This window comes from Nostoc sp. DedQUE05 (assembly GCF_034530955.1).
In the GTDB taxonomy this organism is placed as follows: domain Bacteria; phylum Cyanobacteriota; class Cyanobacteriia; order Cyanobacteriales; family Nostocaceae; genus Nostoc.
In genome coordinates, this window is the sequence record NZ_JAVRCB010000028.1 from 77,982 (window position 1) to 94,794 (window position 16,813).

Genomic DNA, 16,813 nt, shown 5'->3' on the forward strand with positions numbered 1-16,813 from the left:
TACAGTGACAAGACTTTATTGTACATTCAAGGGTTTAAGACCCCAACCATACACGTAGCATATTTTGAGTCTGGGTTTAAATCCCTAACTCAAAATGTCTTGAATGCGTGAATTTTGAATTTTGAATTGTTAAATGTGCTACTTTCAGGAAAAGCTGAGGTAGTATTGTAATTTTTTTACAACAAAATTCCCAACTTTTTTCAGAAGTCGGGAATCTTAACCTTTGGATTTTCAGTAGTCTAAAGTTAATAGACTATTAGCTTTTGCCTATTCCTTAATAGACATCTGGTGAAATTAAAGATGCGCTATCCAGAACCCTTGTAGAGACGTAGCACTGCTACTTCTCTACATTATTTCTCACTCATATTTTTAATGAGGTACAGCCAATTGTTCATCGCCTACCTGAACATGATCGGTAACAATTTTGCGGAATACATCACCTTCAATTGTTTCTTGTTCTGCTAGCAAATCTACTAAACGCTCCAAAACTACACGGTTTTCTTCCAACAGTTCTTTGGCCTTAATGTAGGAATTGCTAACAATTTCGCGCACTTGTGAATCAATTTTGGCAGCAATTTCTTCAGAATAGTCTGATTTATTCATCCAGTCGCGTCCTAAAAATACCTCTCCACTCTGATTTTCCAAGGACAACGGGCCTAATTCTGACATTCCGAAGCGTGTCACCATCTGCCGCGCCATCCCTGTGACGTGTTGCAAGTCATTGCTTGCACCTGTGGTCACTTCTGGCTTCCCAAAAACAATTTCCTCGGCAGCGCGACCACCCAAAGTAGCAGTAATCCGGGATTTGAGTTGAGAACGCGAAATTAACCCCTGTTCTTCGTTGGGAGTAAACCAAGTTAATCCCAGTGCTTGTCCCCGTGGAATCAATGTAACTTTCTGCACAGGATCGTGGTCTTTGAGCAATGTGCCTACTAAAGCGTGTCCAACTTCATGATAGGCAATCAAGCGCTTGCTCTTGCTGTCTACTAAGGCGGTACCTTCCATACCTGCAACAACTCGGTCTACAGCAGCATCAATTTCTAAAAGAGTGACAGCTTCTTTACGTCTTCTAGCGGTGAGAATAGCGGCTTCGTTGAGTAAGTTAGCTAAATCTGCGCCAGTAAAACCAGGAGTGCGGCGAGCGATCGCTTCTAATGATACGCTAGGATCGATTTTCTTATTCCGCGCGTGGACTTGCAAAATTTCTAGTCGCCCTTTGAGATCGGGTGGATCGACCATCACTTGTCTGTCAAAGCGTCCCGGTCTGAGTAAGGCTGTATCTAAAACATCTGGGCGGTTTGTGGCAGCAATAATAATGATACCTGTGTTACCTTCAAAACCATCCATTTCGGTGAGCAGTTGGTTCAAGGTTTGTTCGCGCTCGTCGTTACCGCCACCGATCCCAGCACCCCGTTGTCTACCTACTGCGTCAATTTCATCGATAAATATTAGACAAGGGGCATTATCTTTGGCTTTCTTGAAAAGGTCGCGCACGCGAGATGCACCCACACCTACGAACATTTCTACAAATTCTGAACCGGAAATACTGAAGAATGGTACACCGGCTTCACCTGCGATCGCTTTTGCTAGTAAAGTTTTACCAGTACCAGGAGGGCCAATTAACAGCACTCCTTTGGGAATCCGTGCGCCTACAGCAGTAAATCTTTCTGGCTGTTTCAGGAAAGTCACCACTTCTTCGAGTTCTTCTTTCGCTTCTTCAACCCCGGCGACATCTTCAAATTTCACTCCAGTTTTTGCCTCCATTTGGAAGCGAGCTTTGGATTTACCGAAATTCATTGCTTGGCTAGAAGCATTAGTAGAGCGCCGGAGGAACAATAGCATTAAAGCCACCAGTGGCAAAATCCACATCAAATTAATCAACAGTCCAACAGCAGCTCGACTGTTAGCAGAGGAAACTTCGCCAAAATCAACATTCTTGTCTTTGAGAATGTTGACTAACTCTGTGTTTTGTGCCAAAAGTCTCACCTGTTGCGGTGGTGTATTATCTTTTTGTCCCTTGAGATAAACCTTTGCTAGCTGTTCGGTTTCGTCAAGCTCTACTTTCTCGACTTCTCCCGCCTTCACTTTCTTGATCAAGTCACCATAATTTAGAGAAGCGGTTTCTGCCTTTTGTGCCATGACAGGAGTACTTCCGAAAATTCCTGGCAACATAATCAAACTAGCAGCAATTGCACCAACCCAAGCAACGCGCTTTGAGGACTGCCTTTTTATCAATGCTTTTTTTCCCGAATTTGTCATAATAATTACCCTTTGTCTGCTGGCACAAGTTAAGCGCTGGTTTTATGCCTATTCTTCTATCAAAAATTGTAATAACTGGAAATTACACTTTTCTTATCTAGTCTAACTTCCACACAAAAGCATTCCCAAGTTTCTTCAGGCTATTACATAAAGTTGAGCGATCGCTATCTAGATTTATGCAGTTGTTAAGACTAGACATTGGGTACAAGAGGCAAAGGTGCGCAGATAGGGGAAAACTTCCTCCTACTTTTCCCCTGCTCCCCTACTTCCTCAATCTCCAGTAGATATTAATTTGACACATTTCGGCACAAATCGCTAAGATAAACATAGTCATAACGATTCCGCTTTTAAGAAATCTGGTGATAGTAGCTAGTTAATAGTTTGTGGGTTAATTATGGTGAAAATTATTGGCATTGGTGGTAGTTTAAGACCCAACTCTTATACCCAGCTTGCTTTAGAAGTTGCAGCGCAAAGGGTTGAAGCTGTAGGCGCAGAGGTAGAAATTCTCGATTTACGGCAGTTGCAGCTACCATTTTGCACTGGCGCAAAGGAGTATCCAGAGTATCCAGATGTTCAGCGCTTGCAAAATACAGTTAGTCAGGCTGATGGATTAATTTTAGCGACACCTGAGTATCATGGTGGCGTTAGTGGTGTCCTGAAAAATGCCTTAGATTTGATGAGTTTTGACCAACTGTCTGATAAAGTCACAGGATTGATTAGTGTTTTGGGTGGTCAGTCTAATAGCAATGCCCTAAATGACTTACGGTTAATTGTACGATGGGTACATGGTTGGGTGATTCCCGAACAAATTGCGATCGGACAAGCTTGGGGTGCTTTTAGTCCCGAAGGAAAATTAGTAGATGAAAAGCTCTCTCAAAGATTCGATCAATTTGCTCAGAGTTTAGTTGATAACACTCGCAAATTACAGGGCGTAAATTAGTTGTAGGATGGGCAAAGCTTTGCCCACCCTATTAAACTCAAACTTTACTTAATGATGGTGGTGGTGATGATGGTGATCCCCAGCTAGTTGGGGATTAACTGCTAAAGGTTGCTCTGACAACAACTCTGCTATATGAGTATCAGCCCATTGCGCCGCCATTGCCAAAAATTCTGGATGGTCGTTGACGCAAGCCATTTGCACGTAGTTCGTGCCAGGATGCTGTTTCTCTAAAGCATGGATGATATGGTGTACATCCAATAGAGTTTCGTGGTTTTCTGTGGCAAAGCCAATTGGCATAAAAATTACCACTTTCGCACCCAATTGGATCAGGTTATTTGCAGCTTGCTCTGCATTTGGCTGTGTCCAATCAATTAAGGGTGTGTCATGATTGAGCCAACCCACGGAGATTAAGGGATAGCGGTTAATCAACTTTTCCCGAACCAAGTCGTACATTGCTTCACTTTCGGCAATCCCAGAAGTAAAGCCTTTAGCTTTGTGGGGACAGCCGTGATTCATTAAGACAATACCGATTTGAGAAGGTAGATAAGCTCCGGCTAACTCAGCAATTTTCTCCTCAACCAGATGAGCCATCAAATCGATATAAGCTGGTTCGTTGAAGAAAGAAGGAATGTAGCGCTGTGCTTTAACCCAATGTTCTTCACCATCAGCCAACTCAACCAGAGCGTTGTTAACTTGCTCGATCGCAATCCCACTAGTAAAAATAGAATCAACAACCAGCAGTGGGTAAATCAGCAGCTTCTCGAAACCTTGGTTTTTGATTTCTGCCAAAACTTGATTGGGTAGAAAAGGAGCGCAAAAGTTGAAAGCCTTGAAAACTTGAACCTTCTCGCCCCATTTTTCTTGTAAATTCTTCTCAATCCCAGCACGCTGCTGTTCAAAGATGGCATTGTGTGGGGAGATAAAATCGTGATGTGTGTGTCCCCACTCATGGCGGTCAAATAGCGCCAAAAGCTTTGCCAGAGGCGGATAAATCCAGGTTGGCACTGGTGCAAATTTTGCTGTAAGTAGATTTAAAGCCTGTTCGTTATAGTTGGCGAAATCTTCGTAGCTTTCGACTTCGCCGTAGCCCATAAGCAATACGGCTACACGGTCTTTACCTGATAGATGCTCGTGGGTGTGTTGTACTTTTTCCGGCGTGGCAACCACAATTAATTCCTCAATATAACCAGAGTGCAGAGAAATATAAAGTTAGAGAACAGTTTGCACATTTTCCCTACTTATAACTTATTATCCCATCCAGGGGGATAGGATAGGTGGGAAAATCAAAATAATACATCAAAAGACATATAAAACTTATGTAGGGCATTGGGCATTGGGCATTGAACCAATGCGGTATCTGCTATCGTGCTGGAATAGCGAAAGTGCTTAAGATGCCAAAAAGCCGCGTTTTCAGTGAAATTAATTTGGTGTAGCTTTTTGCTAAATACGTCTATCAAGATTTAAATCTTCAACAATGCCCAGCATCAAGTTAAGAGTTTCAAAATATTCCCTTAAAGACGCAAAGCTTAACACACTTTTATATAGATTAGGTTCAAATATATTATTTTCTACTGCTTCTTCAATGGCTACGTATATCATGTCATCAACAAAAGAAATATAAATATTTCTATTGGTTTTCTTGCGAAAATTAACTATTTTATCCATTAAACTAGTAGATAAAATATAACGGGCTTCTATTTGATCGTCCCCATAAACAATAAAGAATTTAGCAAATTCTGGATCTTCTAATTTAATTTCATCTTTGTTAGCAATATTAATAGTATTAATATTAGCCTTAATGAATTTTGGCTGAACGATTGTAACAGTCCGCAGATTTGTTTGAAATTTAGCTTGAAAAAATAATCCTTTAAAAACTACACTTGCACGAGTGAAGTTATTTCTAAAAACCTCAGCTTCAAATTTTTTATATTCAATGTTTTTACCTTGCAAAATACTGCCAAGTATATATGGAATTATTTTTAATAACCTTACAAGTAAGAAAAATGTATAAGATATAAATGGTGGAATAATAGTAAGATGATACAAGGCATACCAAGTTGAGTAAGTTGTGTCTTCTTGCAAAATTGTAATTGATGGAATATCTAGAGGATTTGTCCGAGAGTGCTTCAACTCTGATTCTGCGCGAATATTAGAAAAGTGGATATCAACACCATTGATTTTGCCATAAATATAATCATCTTGTATAATATTGTTTGATTTTACAATTCCTTGAAACAATTGGCTGTGGTTGAAGCTATCTGTAATATTTTTGATATCTATAGGTGAAGAATGATTTATATACCTTAATGTTTCTTTTTCATGAATAAAAGTGAATAATTTTTCAGGCATTTTTGATTTATAGGGGCTAAAAAATGTTTCAAATGCTGCACCATAAAAAATTATCCAAGCCCAAAAAAGTAACAAAAAGACTAATAAATAACAGAAAAAGAAAATGATAAATCCAAATGGTATTAATATTATTAATTCAGATCCAACCTTAAAAGACAAACTAGTTTCGCTAGAAACTTTAATAAAAGGAGATATAAATGTAAAAAACCTAATTAGTATAATTGCAAGAGATAAAAAAACTAGATGAGCAGTAACAATAGATAATAAAACTTGTTTTCTATAAGTTTCAAGTGTTTTTAATTCACTCAATAGATTTTTCTGACAAAATACTTTGAATTCTTTTAATGTTTTTGGCGTAAACTTTTCAAGAGCTGGTTCGGGTTCTTCTGGCAAGGTTTCGCTTGGTGTTTGTAGCTTAAGTTCTGATTCGGTAGGGTTTTGTGAAGTCGCAGACACATCAATAATATTATCTGTAAATAAAAGTCGCCTTGCCCATTTTCGTGTTGGTTCGTGTTCATTAATCAGGAGTTGCTGACAAAGAGCGATCGCCTGATTAATTTGCCCATTTTCGTGTTGGTTCGTGTTCATTAATCAGGAGTTGCTGACAAAGAGCGATCGCCTGATTAATTTGCCCATTTTCCTGATATGCTTTTATCAGTAATTTGTGTGCTTTTAAATATTCTTTCGTGGTCGGAGAAGCGGCTTGCCAGAAAATTTTAAATGCTCTAATTGCTTCTTTATAGCGTTTTTTAGTAAGAGCTTCATACCCAGTGTTTATAAGTTCAGTCGCTTGTGCAGGGGTGAGTGAACTTTTAGGTGAATTTAGTGATGATTTTTGTTTTGTAGGTTTAGCTTCTGAAAATACTTCGGCAAGATAGTATTGTGCTAATATCTGAGTTGTTTTATGTTTACTGTTGCTCAATTCTTGGCATAATTTAATTGCTTGATCAAAGTGACTATTATAGAGGTATGCGTCTAAAAGCAATACTCGTGCATATAAATATTCTTTTGTATTGGTTTCTGTATTATCTTGGAAAAAAAATTCCAATCCCTGAAGCGCTAAATTGTATTTTTTATATTGTAATAGTTTAGCTATTCCATTTAATAATTCCTGATTTTGTGCAGAATTAAATTTTGGCATTTTTTTTTAAATTACTTATGGTTTATTTCAATATTTACATTGTTTTTTGCTTGTAGATTAGCTTGAAACTGCAATTTTAGTTTATACTTCATCCACGAAGCTATAATATTTGTTGGAAACATTTCTACGGCGTTATTATATTCAGTTACGGCAGAGTTATAGAATCTTCTGGCGGCGGAAAGTTGTTCTTCTACTTCACTTAAGGAATATTGTAATTGGATAAAATGGTCGTTTGTTTTTAATTCGGGATATGCTTCAACTATTACTATAATTTTACTTAACATTATCGAAATTTGGTCTTCTACAGCAACTCGGCTATTGTCGCTTAAGTTTTTTGAAGTTGCTCTACTTCTGAGCCTACTAATTTCTATCAATGTTTTTTGCTCAAATTGCATATATATTTGAGCTAAGGTAACAAGTCTAGGTATCAAGTCGCTTCTTTTTTGCAGAATTACATCAATAGTAGAAAATGCATTATGAACTTGATTCTTTTTCTTAATTAAACTATTATATAGAATAATAAAAATACTTAAAACTAAAATTAAAAAGCTAATTATAAAAATAAACATTTGACTGATTAGATTAATCTAACATTATTTATAATTCAAATTAATAGTTTTTTAGAATAGTATTCTTTCGGAAAAATATGTAAAGAGGCTATAATTTCCTCAGTAAAAGCAAGGTAATATATATAAACTCCTTGATTTTTGAAAAAAACTCTGTACATCGTAAGACTCAAAAAATCAAAAATAGTGTTATAGATGAGTATAATTATTTGCCCTGGAATTCATGAGCCAGAGTTAACTGAAAGCTTTAGAGTAGAATTGTTAGATGTAGTTGGTAATAGCGCGATCGCACCTAATCCCCCAAATATCCTGGTTTATCCGGGTAAAGATTTTTTAGTTTTATCAGCATTTCATATTTTGCAGTTTTTGCGCGTTAGCCTAGCTCACCGCAGGTATGGCTTGACCGACTCTATAAAATCACCAATTATATTTATTAGCTTTAGTGCTGGGGTAGTTGGGGCAATAGGGGCAGCACATTTGTGGCAACTCTTGGGTGGTCGTGTGAAAGCGTTTATTGCTATAGATGGATGGGGAGTACCACTACAGGGAAATTTCCCGATTCATCGGATAAGTCATGATTATTTCACTCATTGGAGTTCATGTTTACTTGGTAGTGGGCAAAATAACTTTTATGCAGAACCAGGAGTCGATCATTTGTCCATCTGGAAATCTCCCCAAACTGTACAAGGCTGCTGGGTAGATTCATCCATCGAGATTATTCCACCCAAAGGTCGTCTGACAGCAGCTGAATTTTTGCTTATGCTGTTAAAGCACTATGAAGCAAATTAATCCGGACAACAGAATTAGGAGTTAGGAGTTAGGAGTTAGGAGTTTGGAGTTAGGAGTTTGGAGTTTGAAGTTAGGAGTTAAGAGTTTGGAGTTTGGAGTTTGGAATCAACATTTATTCTCCCCTCTGTCTAATGCCCAATGCCCCATACCCCATGCCCCATGCCCCATGCCCCATGCCTCATACCCCATGCCCCATGCCCCATCTACCCAAAGTATCTAATGTTTCCAACTGAACCAGCTGCTGTTAATAACGGGTTTAGCGCACTGCTAAAAAACCGTGGTTTTATGCTCCTGTGGATTGGGCAACTTCTGTCCCAATTAGCAGATAAGGTCTTCTTCGTTTTGCTGATTGCTCTGCTGGAGAACTACCCACCGCTTCCTGGGTTGGCACAAAACTCAATGTACTCAACCTTGATGCTGTCCTTTACAATCCCAGCAATTTTGTTCGGCTCTGCTGGTGGTATCTTTGTTGACCGATTGCCAAAAAAGCTGATAATGGTCGGCTCAGATGTCGTGCGGGGAATATTAACGCTGTGTCTTCCCTTGTTACCACGACAATTCCTGATTTTGTTAATCCTGACTTTTGCTATTTCCACGGTGACGCAGTTTTTTGCACCAGCCGAGCAAGCAGCAATTCCCTTGTTAGTGAAGCGAGAAAATTTGTTGGCAGCTAATGCGCTGTTTAGCAGCACGATGATGGGAGCTTTAATTGTTGGTTTTGCCATTGGAGAGCCGATTTTGAGTTTGTCGAAAAGCTGGATGGGAGAAGAATACGGTCAAGAGCTTGTGGTTGGTGGATTATATATATTATCGGCTGCAATTATGCAGCCAATTAAGTTTAAAGAAGACAAACCTCACCGGGAACATCGGGCATCAAATCACCCTTGGGCTGAATTCACTGAGAGCCTGCGCTATCTCAGGAAAAACCCTTTGATCTTGAACGCTATGCTGCAACTGACAACCTTATATTGTGTGTTTGCAGCCTTAACAGTGCTGACGATTCGATTAGCTGAGGAGTTTGGTCTAAAAGAAAAACAGTTTGGCTTTTTCTTGGCAGCAGCAGGCGTGGGTATGGTCTTTGGTGCGGCAATTTTAGGTCACTGGGGTGATAAATTGCATCGCAAGCCTCTACCTTTAATTGGATTTTTGATGATCGCACTAGTTTTAGGAGTGTTCACTTTTACGCACAACTTGTTGCTGGCGCTAGGACTCTGTGCATTTTTGGGTATAGGTGCTGCTTTAATTGGTGTCCCCATGCAAACTTTAATTCAACAGCAAACACCACCGACCATGCACGGTAAAGTATTTGGCTTTCAAAATCATGCCGTCAACATCGCTCTGGCATTACCTCTGGCGATTACTGGCCCATTAACTGATGCTCTGGGCTTGCGATTTATACTAGTAGGAATGAGTATTGTTGTCGTGGTTGTCGGTGTTTGGGCTTGGAAAAATACCCGCAATGTCTTGCAAGACGTAATTTAATTAATGTAGGCTAATAATCTAGCTTTATATCTAATATATAAAATTCTCAGAATTTAATTGGACTTTTCCATTAAAATGAAATCTTAACTACAGAATTCAGCATTAACTTTAGCTATAGTCTGAGGTTTGACCGTGCGATCGCTTTCCCCAATTAGTCTCCCACAAATCGAGAATCACAAACAGTCTCGTGCTTCTAGTCCGCCAGTCGTGCCCAAACGTGCATCTGGCGGTTTTGCTCTGCTTGACAGCCTTCATCGCCACGGCGTTGATTATATTTTTGGTTATCCTGGTGGGGCAATTCTCCCAATTTACGATGACCTATATAAGGTGGAAGCAACTGGTGCTATGAAGCACATTCTCGTGAGACACGAGCAAGGCGCAGCCCACGCTGCTGATGGTTATGCCCGTGCTACAGGCAAAGTAGGAGTATGCTTTGGTACTTCTGGCCCAGGAGCAACTAACTTGGTGACAGGCATCGCCACCGCCTACATGGATTCAATCCCGATGATTGTAGTCACGGGACAGGTAGCACGTCCGTCGATTGGTACAGATGCGTTTCAAGAAACTGATATTTACGGAATTACCCTCCCAATCGTCAAGCACTCGTATGTGGTGCGCGATCCCAAAGATATGGCGCGAATTGTCGCCGAAGCATTCCACATCGCTAGCACTGGGCGTCCGGGGCCAGTTTTGATTGATGTCCCCAAAGATGTAGCTCTAGAAGAATTTGACTATGTACCTGTAAAACCAGGTTCAGTCAAGTTACGCGGTTATCGTCCCACGGTGAAGGGAAATCCCCGACAAATTCATGCCGCAATTCAGTTGATTACTGAAAGTCGCCGTCCGCTATTGTATGTGGGTGGTGGTGCGATCGCAGCTGGCGCTCATGAAGAAATCAAACAACTAGCTGAATTATTCGATATCCCTGTCACCACAACTTTAATGGGGATCGGTGCCTTTGACGAACATCATCCCCTCGCTTTGGGAATGTTGGGGATGCACGGCACTGCTTACGCTAACTTCGCTGTTAGTGATTGTGACTTGCTGATTTGCGTCGGCGCTAGATTTGACGATCGCGTTACAGGTAAGTTAGACGAATTCGCTTCCCGCGCCAAAGTAATTCACATCGACATCGATCCAGCAGAAGTCGGCAAAAACCGCATTCCCGAAGTGCCCATCGTCGGCGATGTACGGAACGTGTTGATAGACTTGTTGCGTCGCTGCAAAGAAGCAGGGATTAAGGCTACACCAAATCAAAACCAAGAGTGGCTAAATCTAGTTAACCGTTGGCGCGATGAGTATCCTCTCATAGTGCCGCAGCATCCCGACAGCATTTCACCCCAAGAAGTAATTGTAGAAGTCAATAGTCAAGCACCCCACGCTTTCTACACCACAGATGTCGGACAGCATCAAATGTGGGCAGCACAATTCCTGAAGAATGGCCCAAGGCGCTGGATTTCTAGCGCTGGTTTGGGAACTATGGGTTTTGGCTTACCTGCGGCAATTGGCGCGAAAGTGGCGTTTCCTGATGAAGAAGTCATCTGTATTAGCGGTGATGCTAGTTTCCAAATGTGTTTGCAGGAACTAGGAACAGCAGCACAGTATGGAATAAATGTCAAGACAATAATTATCAACAACGGCTGGCAAGGGATGGTGCGCCAGTGGCAGCAAGCCTTCTATGGTGAACGTTACTCATGCTCCGACATGGAAATAGGAATGCCAGACGTAGAGTTATTGGGAAAAGCTTATGGCATTAAAGGCATGATAATCAGCGATCGCAGTCAATTAAAAGATGCGATCGCCGAAATGCTGGCACACAAAGGGCCAGTAATCTTAAATGTCCACGTCACCAGAGACGAAAACTGCTATCCAATGGTAGCCCCTGGTAAGAGCAACGCTCAAATGGTCGGCTTGCAGAAGCAACTGCCCAAAGCCGCAGCCGAGCCAGTGTATTGTAGCCATTGCAATGCCAAAAATGCTCCTACGCACAACTTCTGTGCTGAGTGTGGCACAAAGCTGTAACGGTTTTTGATAATTTCGACTAGAGAGGTAGGGGAGCAAGGATGAAGGGGAGCAGGATGCAGAAATTTCCCTAATTCCTGCCCCCTTTTCTCTTACGTAGGCATCCCTTAATCTTCCTGATGAGGTTGAGGTAAAAAGATATTTCCTAAATAATTCACTAAATCGCTTTGACTGTTGGAATCTAACAGCACCTCAGCTAATTCTTCTAATTGAGTAATCGATAATGTGCAAATCTGCTGTTATATTTCTGTTTTAATTGCAGCAAAGCGTTCTGAAAACTACTTATCAAACTTAGGTTTTATTAAAAATTCATATACTTTTTGCTTTAGTTAGTTAAATATGCGAGTAAGAGTTGATTTTAGATAAATCAGTTTTTTTTAAATTTCAGTAACATTCCTCTTTTATTAAAAAGTTAAATATAAATACAATATTAAAAGTTGTGCTGGCTTAGTTGATTAAAAAACGTCAATTATTCCAGGTGTATCTATTTGCTAACTTTTTTCAGACAGATTCAGTAGTCTTAAAATAACTGCTCTCTTTCTTTTATAAAAGAGAGTTGAGCTTCCTATTGATTAAGAAAAGTAGATTGTTGTTAGCGAATTAATGTACTAAGCATTAATAGTCTGTTCATTTGAAATCGCTGTGTTCAAGTTTATTGGACAACAGCGTTATGACTATATGGAAAAATTGCAGTTTTATTTCTAACTGAGAACAAACACAACTTCTTTAAGCTCTGAATACTTCTGAACGCATATAATCAATTCCAATCCCTATGCAACAATATATTTCTCATTTGCTCGTACTGGTATTAGGAACAAGTTCAACTTTCCTTGTTACTCCATCTCAAGCTCAAACTCCGGTAAAAACCAACAATCAAAATCTTAAGAATGTTACTTCCATATCTTCAAGTTCACCTTCGGCTACCCAATTAAGTGATTTTACCAATTCTACTAATAGCAAACCATCTCTTCTTTCTGAGGTAACTAATAACTCTTCTGCTACTAATACCAATATAACAGCAAATAAACCTCGTCCACGGGTTCCTATATTCAGCAGAATTTTTCCTACACCTTCGATGCAGCAATAATTAGCGATTAAATATTTAGTTTACTTGCTTAGGTCGATCAAAATTTGCATTCATACATTTTGACCTCTCTCCTTTAAGGAGAGAGGCTTTGAGCGTTACTCCCTAATGCTTTTAGGGAAGGGTTGTTTTTGTTAGCTATATATTGGACTCAACTGAGAACCACTATATATATCAGGCATACTCTGATTTGCTTTATGCTTGCAGCTGACAGAGTATTAAGCCAAACCATTGATTTGGATCTCTCCATACATGAAGAGGTAATAAACCTTGTGCAGTTAGTTGCTGTTTGATAAGATCAAGGTCAAATTTGCGGGAAATTTCGGTGAGGATAGTCTCACCTTGTGCAAAATTAACCTTAAGATTAAGAGCGCGTAATTCTACAATTTGCGATCGCAAGCTGCGTAAATGCATTTCTATTTGATGCTCGCTTTCATTGTAAAATGCTCGGTGTTCAAACTGGGTGGTGTCAAAGTTACCCTCAAACCGCTGATTTAAATGTTCCAGCATATTGAGGTTAAATGCAGCTGTTACTCCCTGGCTGTCGTTATAAGCTGGTTCCAAAATCTGTTTTGGCTTTCGTAAATCTATCCCCAATAAAAAATACTCACCTACTTGTAGAGCATTGGTAATTTGAGAAAAGAACACATCACACTCATCAGGGGTAAGATTACCTAAGCTGCTACCAATAAAACAAATCATCCGACTCGGTAATTGCGTTGGTAGGAGTTTTGCAAGGGCTAATTCATAGGTTCCCGCTAGTGCATAAACTTGGAGTAAGGGATAATCTTTTAATAACTGCTTGGCACTATTTTCCAACATACCTGCACTCACATCAATTGGTAGGTAATGCAGAGGATAGCCTAGTTGCTGATAGGCATCTAGTAAAATGCGGGTTTTACTAGAACTACCACTGCCAAGTTCTACCAATTCACAAACGCCAGTTATCTTGGCAATTTCACCAGCATACTGTTGTAAAATCGTTGTTTCTGTGCGTGTAAGATAATATTCTGGTAAATCGCAGATTTGCTCAAACAGATCGGAACCACGGTCATCATAAAAGTAACAAGGGGGTAGAGATTTAGGTGTTTGAGTTAATCCCTTCACTACATCACTCCCAACACTAGGTGCAACTATTTGAGTTGCTCCTACCAAACGTTCTATCTCCAAGCGTTTTTCAACGCTGCTTTGAGAAGTAACCTTGCTGTTAATAGCTTTAGATATCGACATGAAACCTCCGTTTGCTTGGCGTAATAGGTTACTTTGATAGCAGACCTTTACTCCAATCAGTGAAACACATAGCCATAGTTAATAAAATCATGCTTGAGCAATATAGCTCAAGCTTTCAAGCTATTTTTCAGCATTTTCCATTAAAATAGTAGCAAGTAAGTGCCTAAGTGCTATGTTCTCGCAGCGATAAAGATTTGATATAGGCAATATACCCCAAGTACCAGCAAATAGCAGATCGAGTCAACCCCTTCGGGGAATTCAAAATTCAAAATTCAAAATTCAAAATTATTATCCCCATAAATAAATTTAGGGGCTTGTACCATGAGTCTGTTTTGGTCAGAATGAAGTTGACTAAATAATGTGGCTTTGTCATATCTAGGACTTACGCATTGACAGAAAATCCTAAATGATAGATATGCCTTTCAAGGCTTTTAGCTAGATTTTTCAATTATCTTTTTGCGATCGCAATTAACAAAGGATGCTTTGTAAAAGCCTGAAACAACCTATTTACGTTAATACACAAGATGATTCATTTGTACAGTGCGTAACTCCTAATATCCTAAAATAGCGCAAAAGTTTTCGAGCGATATTCATCGTAGACTGGAGCAATAGCCTTTTTCACACTAAATTCACTCAATTTGAATCTCATAGTCTGCTCCCACACTAATGATGCTATTTTCTGGGCAAGCAATCCAATTACCTAGAAATATATGAATATTCCAACTTCTCTTAACACAATTATTAGGCAACAGCCTTACCCCTTTTTATTCGCCATCATCAGCGGTTCTCACTTATATGGCTTTCCCTCACCCGATTCTGATTATGACTTGCGTGGTGTGCATATTTTACCAGTTCAAGAAGTAGTGGGATTACAGACTAGAAATGAAACTATTGAAATTTCAGAAGTTCGCGAATCTTTAGAAATTGATCTAGTAACTCATGATGTCAAAAAATTCTTTTTGATGCTACTTAAAAAGAATGGTTATGTATTAGAACAATTGTATTCTCCTTTAATATTAATAACCTCACCTGAACATGAGGAATTGAAAATCATTGCTAAAAATTATATTACCCGTCATCATAGCTACCATTATTTTGGTTTTGCCGCAACACAATGGAAACTTTTTGAGAAAGAACATACACATCGAATTAAACCATTACTTTATGTTTACCGAGTTCTATTAACTGGTATCTATCTAATGCAAACAGGAGTAGTTGAGTCTAATTTAGTTAAGCTAAATGAGGTTTTTAATTTACCCTATATTTCTGATTTGATCTCCCAAAAATTAACAGATACAGAAAAATCTATTTGGTCAGGTATTAATGTAGCTTTTTATCAAAGAGAATATGAACGTCTGCATAATAAGTTACAAGATGCATATCAATCTAGCTCATTACCAGAAGCACCTTCAGCTAATGCAGATTTGGATAATTTGTTAATACGCCTGAGAACAAAGAGCTATAACTTATAAGCTTTTAACTCCTCATTACTAGCCTTTTTAAACAAGATAAATTTAGAAATTGAAAATTCGGCGTGATTTATAGATAACGGTATTAATTTATTTATATGCACGTTGTTAAAATTATGATTGATGAATTGACTAATATTATTTTTTGGAAAACATTTTTGTTGAAAATATGCTGTAAAGACAAGATAAATGATCCTCTAAAAAATGAAGTTAAGAGTTAAAAACTCCTAACTTCTAACTTTTTTACCACTTCAAATTCCAAGCAGCAAAAGCTAAAGCACCCCAACCTGCAAGAAAGGCTGTGCCGCCTAGTGGTGCGATCGCTCCCAAGGATTTAATACCGGTTAAGCTAAGGGCGTACAAGCTACCTGAGAAAATAGCAATGCCAATAATAAATAGCCATCCACTGGCTACGAGTGTGGGTTGAGGCGACTCGGTACGACTAATTAGTATTGCTACTAGAAAAAGTGCCAGAGCATGATACATTTGGTAACGAGCGCCAGTTTCAAAAATTTCTAGCGATCGCTCACTAATCTTTTCCCGCAGGGCATGGGAAGCAAAAGCACCAGCAGCAACCGACAAACCGCCTAAAATGGCAGCTACGCTCAAAAAAATCTGCGTCATGAGACCTAGCCGTAAGTTTGTAAAGTAGTCATTGGTCATTGGTCATTAGTCATTAGTAATTGGTCATTAGTGAATAACAAATAACAAATGACAAAGGACGAAGGACAAAGGACAAATGACTAATGACAATTAGACATCAAAATGATATGATACAGCCCCTTCTTCGTTCACCTTAAAATTTGCATTGAATTCTTTAGCTTTTTCATCTAAATATTGTCTGGCGTGGGCTGCGGGTAATTGTGACTGGATGGCAAAGCCTAAAACAGTTACGCGCCCGTGATTTTCTTGTAGCATCTCATAAAAAATCGATTGCAGGCGATCGCTAACTTGTTGATTAATTGCCTTTTTCTCCTGCCGACTTTGACGGTACAATCCCAATGCTAACCACGTGCCCAGTGTTAGGGTAGGGACACCAAAAATTAGACCACCAACAGCAGCATTATTATCTTCATAAGTAGCATTCGGTGCGTTAAACTCATACTCACCCGCCGGTATTGAGATGGCTTTAGGTGTAGCGAATTTTTCTAGTGCCGCTGTTGCTGATAGAGTTACAAACATGAATCCGAGTGTCAGTAGCCAACCGGCAGCTAATTTTTCAGCAGTTTTCATAGTTTCACTTCAGATTTACACTTTGCTTGCGATTTTAACCTGACTTTCATAAAGGTTCCAATATCTCAATTAACCTGACTTTTCACGTTATGTGGAAAAGTCTACCAAAAATCCCCTTACCGCGTCAGTAAAGGGGAAAATTCAAAATCTCTCTCCTAAAAGGAGAGATAAATAGAAGTGAGGTTTTTCAGATACTGTGAAAAGTCAAATCAATTAACTCCCAATTACAGTTTTTTAGCTTTTACACAA

At 39.3% G+C, this 16,813-nt stretch carries 14 protein-coding genes; 5 read left to right on the forward strand and 9 right to left on the reverse strand.

Features of this window, described 5'->3' with window-relative positions; all coding sequences use genetic code 11:
• Positions 1–369: 369 nt before the first annotated feature.
• A complete protein-coding gene (gene ftsH, locus RMZ42_RS20835; RefSeq protein ID WP_322673191.1) occupies positions 370–2,259 on the reverse strand; it encodes an ATP-dependent zinc metalloprotease FtsH in 1,890 nt (629 codons plus the stop codon).
• Between the two features lie 394 nt (positions 2,260–2,653).
• Here ftsH and RMZ42_RS20840 point away from each other — a divergent pair, with 394 nt between their 5' ends.
• Positions 2,654–3,199 carry an NADPH-dependent FMN reductase gene (locus RMZ42_RS20840; protein WP_322673192.1) on the forward strand — a complete coding sequence of 182 codons (546 nt, stop codon included), beginning with the start codon at positions 2,654–2,656 and terminating at the stop codon, positions 3,197–3,199.
• 48 nt (positions 3,200–3,247) lie between these two features.
• Here RMZ42_RS20840 and RMZ42_RS20845 read toward each other — a convergent pair whose 3' ends face one another.
• The 4 genes from RMZ42_RS20845 to RMZ42_RS20860 form a co-directional block, all read right to left on the reverse strand.
• Positions 3,248–4,366: a ferrochelatase gene (locus RMZ42_RS20845; RefSeq protein WP_322673193.1), complete on the reverse strand. Its 1,119-nt coding sequence runs from the start codon at positions 4,364–4,366 to the stop codon at positions 3,248–3,250.
• Positions 4,367–4,639: 273 nt separating this feature from the next.
• The gene (locus RMZ42_RS20850; protein WP_322673194.1) at positions 4,640–6,136 is read right to left on the reverse strand and encodes a DUF3137 domain-containing protein; all 1,497 of its coding nucleotides are present in this window, start codon (positions 6,134–6,136) and stop codon (positions 4,640–4,642) included.
• Entirely contained in the window at positions 6,102–6,689 is a 588-nt protein-coding gene (locus tag RMZ42_RS20855; protein WP_322673195.1) for a hypothetical protein, read from the reverse strand. The genes RMZ42_RS20850 and RMZ42_RS20855 overlap by 35 nt, the downstream gene beginning before the upstream one ends.
• Positions 6,690–6,700: 11 nt before the next feature.
• Positions 6,701–7,258, reverse strand: coding sequence for a LemA family protein (locus tag RMZ42_RS20860; protein ID WP_322673196.1), 558 nt, complete (start codon positions 7,256–7,258; stop codon positions 6,701–6,703).
• Positions 7,259–7,450: 192 nt separating this feature from the next.
• On the opposite strand from RMZ42_RS20860, the gene RMZ42_RS20865 reads away from it, so the two are divergent.
• From RMZ42_RS20865 to ilvB, 3 genes are all read left to right on the forward strand, one after another.
• Positions 7,451–8,044: a hypothetical protein gene (locus RMZ42_RS20865; protein ID WP_322673197.1), complete on the forward strand. Its 594-nt coding sequence runs from the start codon at positions 7,451–7,453 to the stop codon at positions 8,042–8,044.
• A 219-nt stretch (positions 8,045–8,263) separates the two neighbouring features.
• Positions 8,264–9,526 (forward strand): MFS transporter, encoded by a 1,263-nt coding sequence (locus RMZ42_RS20870; protein WP_322673198.1) that lies wholly within the window; start codon positions 8,264–8,266, stop codon positions 9,524–9,526.
• A gap of 126 nt (positions 9,527–9,652) precedes the next feature.
• A complete protein-coding gene (ilvB, locus tag RMZ42_RS20875; protein WP_322673199.1) occupies positions 9,653–11,548 on the forward strand; it encodes a biosynthetic-type acetolactate synthase large subunit in 1,896 nt (631 codons plus the stop codon).
• A 107-nt stretch (positions 11,549–11,655) separates the two neighbouring features.
• Here the strand turns inward: ilvB and RMZ42_RS20880 are convergent, their stop codons facing one another.
• Both RMZ42_RS20880 and egtD read right to left on the reverse strand, forming a co-directional pair.
• Positions 11,656–11,781, reverse strand: a complete 126-nt coding sequence (locus tag RMZ42_RS20880) for a DUF4351 domain-containing protein (protein ID WP_322673229.1) — start codon at positions 11,779–11,781, stop codon at positions 11,656–11,658.
• A 1,046-nt stretch (positions 11,782–12,827) separates the two neighbouring features.
• Complete coding sequence (gene egtD / locus RMZ42_RS20885; RefSeq protein ID WP_322673200.1) at positions 12,828–13,862, reverse strand: L-histidine N(alpha)-methyltransferase; 1,035 nt, start codon at positions 13,860–13,862, stop codon at positions 12,828–12,830.
• Between the two features lie 710 nt (positions 13,863–14,572).
• On the opposite strand from egtD, the gene RMZ42_RS20890 reads away from it, so the two are divergent.
• Complete coding sequence (locus RMZ42_RS20890) at positions 14,573–15,334, forward strand: DNA polymerase beta superfamily protein (RefSeq protein WP_322673201.1); 762 nt, start codon at positions 14,573–14,575, stop codon at positions 15,332–15,334.
• Positions 15,335–15,574: 240 nt separating this feature from the next.
• On the opposite strand, the gene RMZ42_RS20895 is transcribed toward RMZ42_RS20890, so the two are convergent.
• Entirely contained in the window at positions 15,575–15,955 is a 381-nt protein-coding gene (locus RMZ42_RS20895) for a DUF423 domain-containing protein (protein ID WP_322673202.1), read from the reverse strand.
• Between the two features lie 129 nt (positions 15,956–16,084).
• Positions 16,085–16,564 (reverse strand): hypothetical protein, encoded by a 480-nt coding sequence (locus RMZ42_RS20900; RefSeq protein ID WP_322673203.1) that lies wholly within the window; start codon positions 16,562–16,564, stop codon positions 16,085–16,087.
• Between the last annotated feature and the right edge of the window lie 249 nt (positions 16,565–16,813).

Coding starts and splice junctions, on each gene's coding strand:
- ftsH (WP_322673191.1), bottom strand. CDS start 2,259: ATGACAAATTCGGGAAAAAAAGCATTGATAAAAAGGCAGTCCTCAAAG.
- RMZ42_RS20840 (WP_322673192.1), top strand. CDS start 2,654: ATGGTGAAAATTATTGGCATTGGTGGTAGTTTAAGACCCAACTCTTAT.
- RMZ42_RS20850 (WP_322673194.1), bottom strand. CDS start 6,136: ATGAACACGAACCAACACGAAAATGGGCAAATTAATCAGGCGATCGCT.
- RMZ42_RS20855 (WP_322673195.1), bottom strand. CDS start 6,689: ATGCCAAAATTTAATTCTGCACAAAATCAGGAATTATTAAATGGAATA.
- RMZ42_RS20860 (WP_322673196.1), bottom strand. CDS start 7,258: ATGTTTATTTTTATAATTAGCTTTTTAATTTTAGTTTTAAGTATTTTT.
- RMZ42_RS20865 (WP_322673197.1), top strand. CDS start 7,451: ATGAGTATAATTATTTGCCCTGGAATTCATGAGCCAGAGTTAACTGAA.
- RMZ42_RS20870 (WP_322673198.1), top strand. CDS start 8,264: ATGTTTCCAACTGAACCAGCTGCTGTTAATAACGGGTTTAGCGCACTG.
- egtD (WP_322673200.1), bottom strand. CDS start 13,862: ATGTCGATATCTAAAGCTATTAACAGCAAGGTTACTTCTCAAAGCAGC.
- RMZ42_RS20890 (WP_322673201.1), top strand. CDS start 14,573: ATGAATATTCCAACTTCTCTTAACACAATTATTAGGCAACAGCCTTAC.
- RMZ42_RS20895 (WP_322673202.1), bottom strand. CDS start 15,955: ATGACGCAGATTTTTTTGAGCGTAGCTGCCATTTTAGGCGGTTTGTCG.
- RMZ42_RS20900 (WP_322673203.1), bottom strand. CDS start 16,564: ATGAAAACTGCTGAAAAATTAGCTGCCGGTTGGCTACTGACACTCGGA.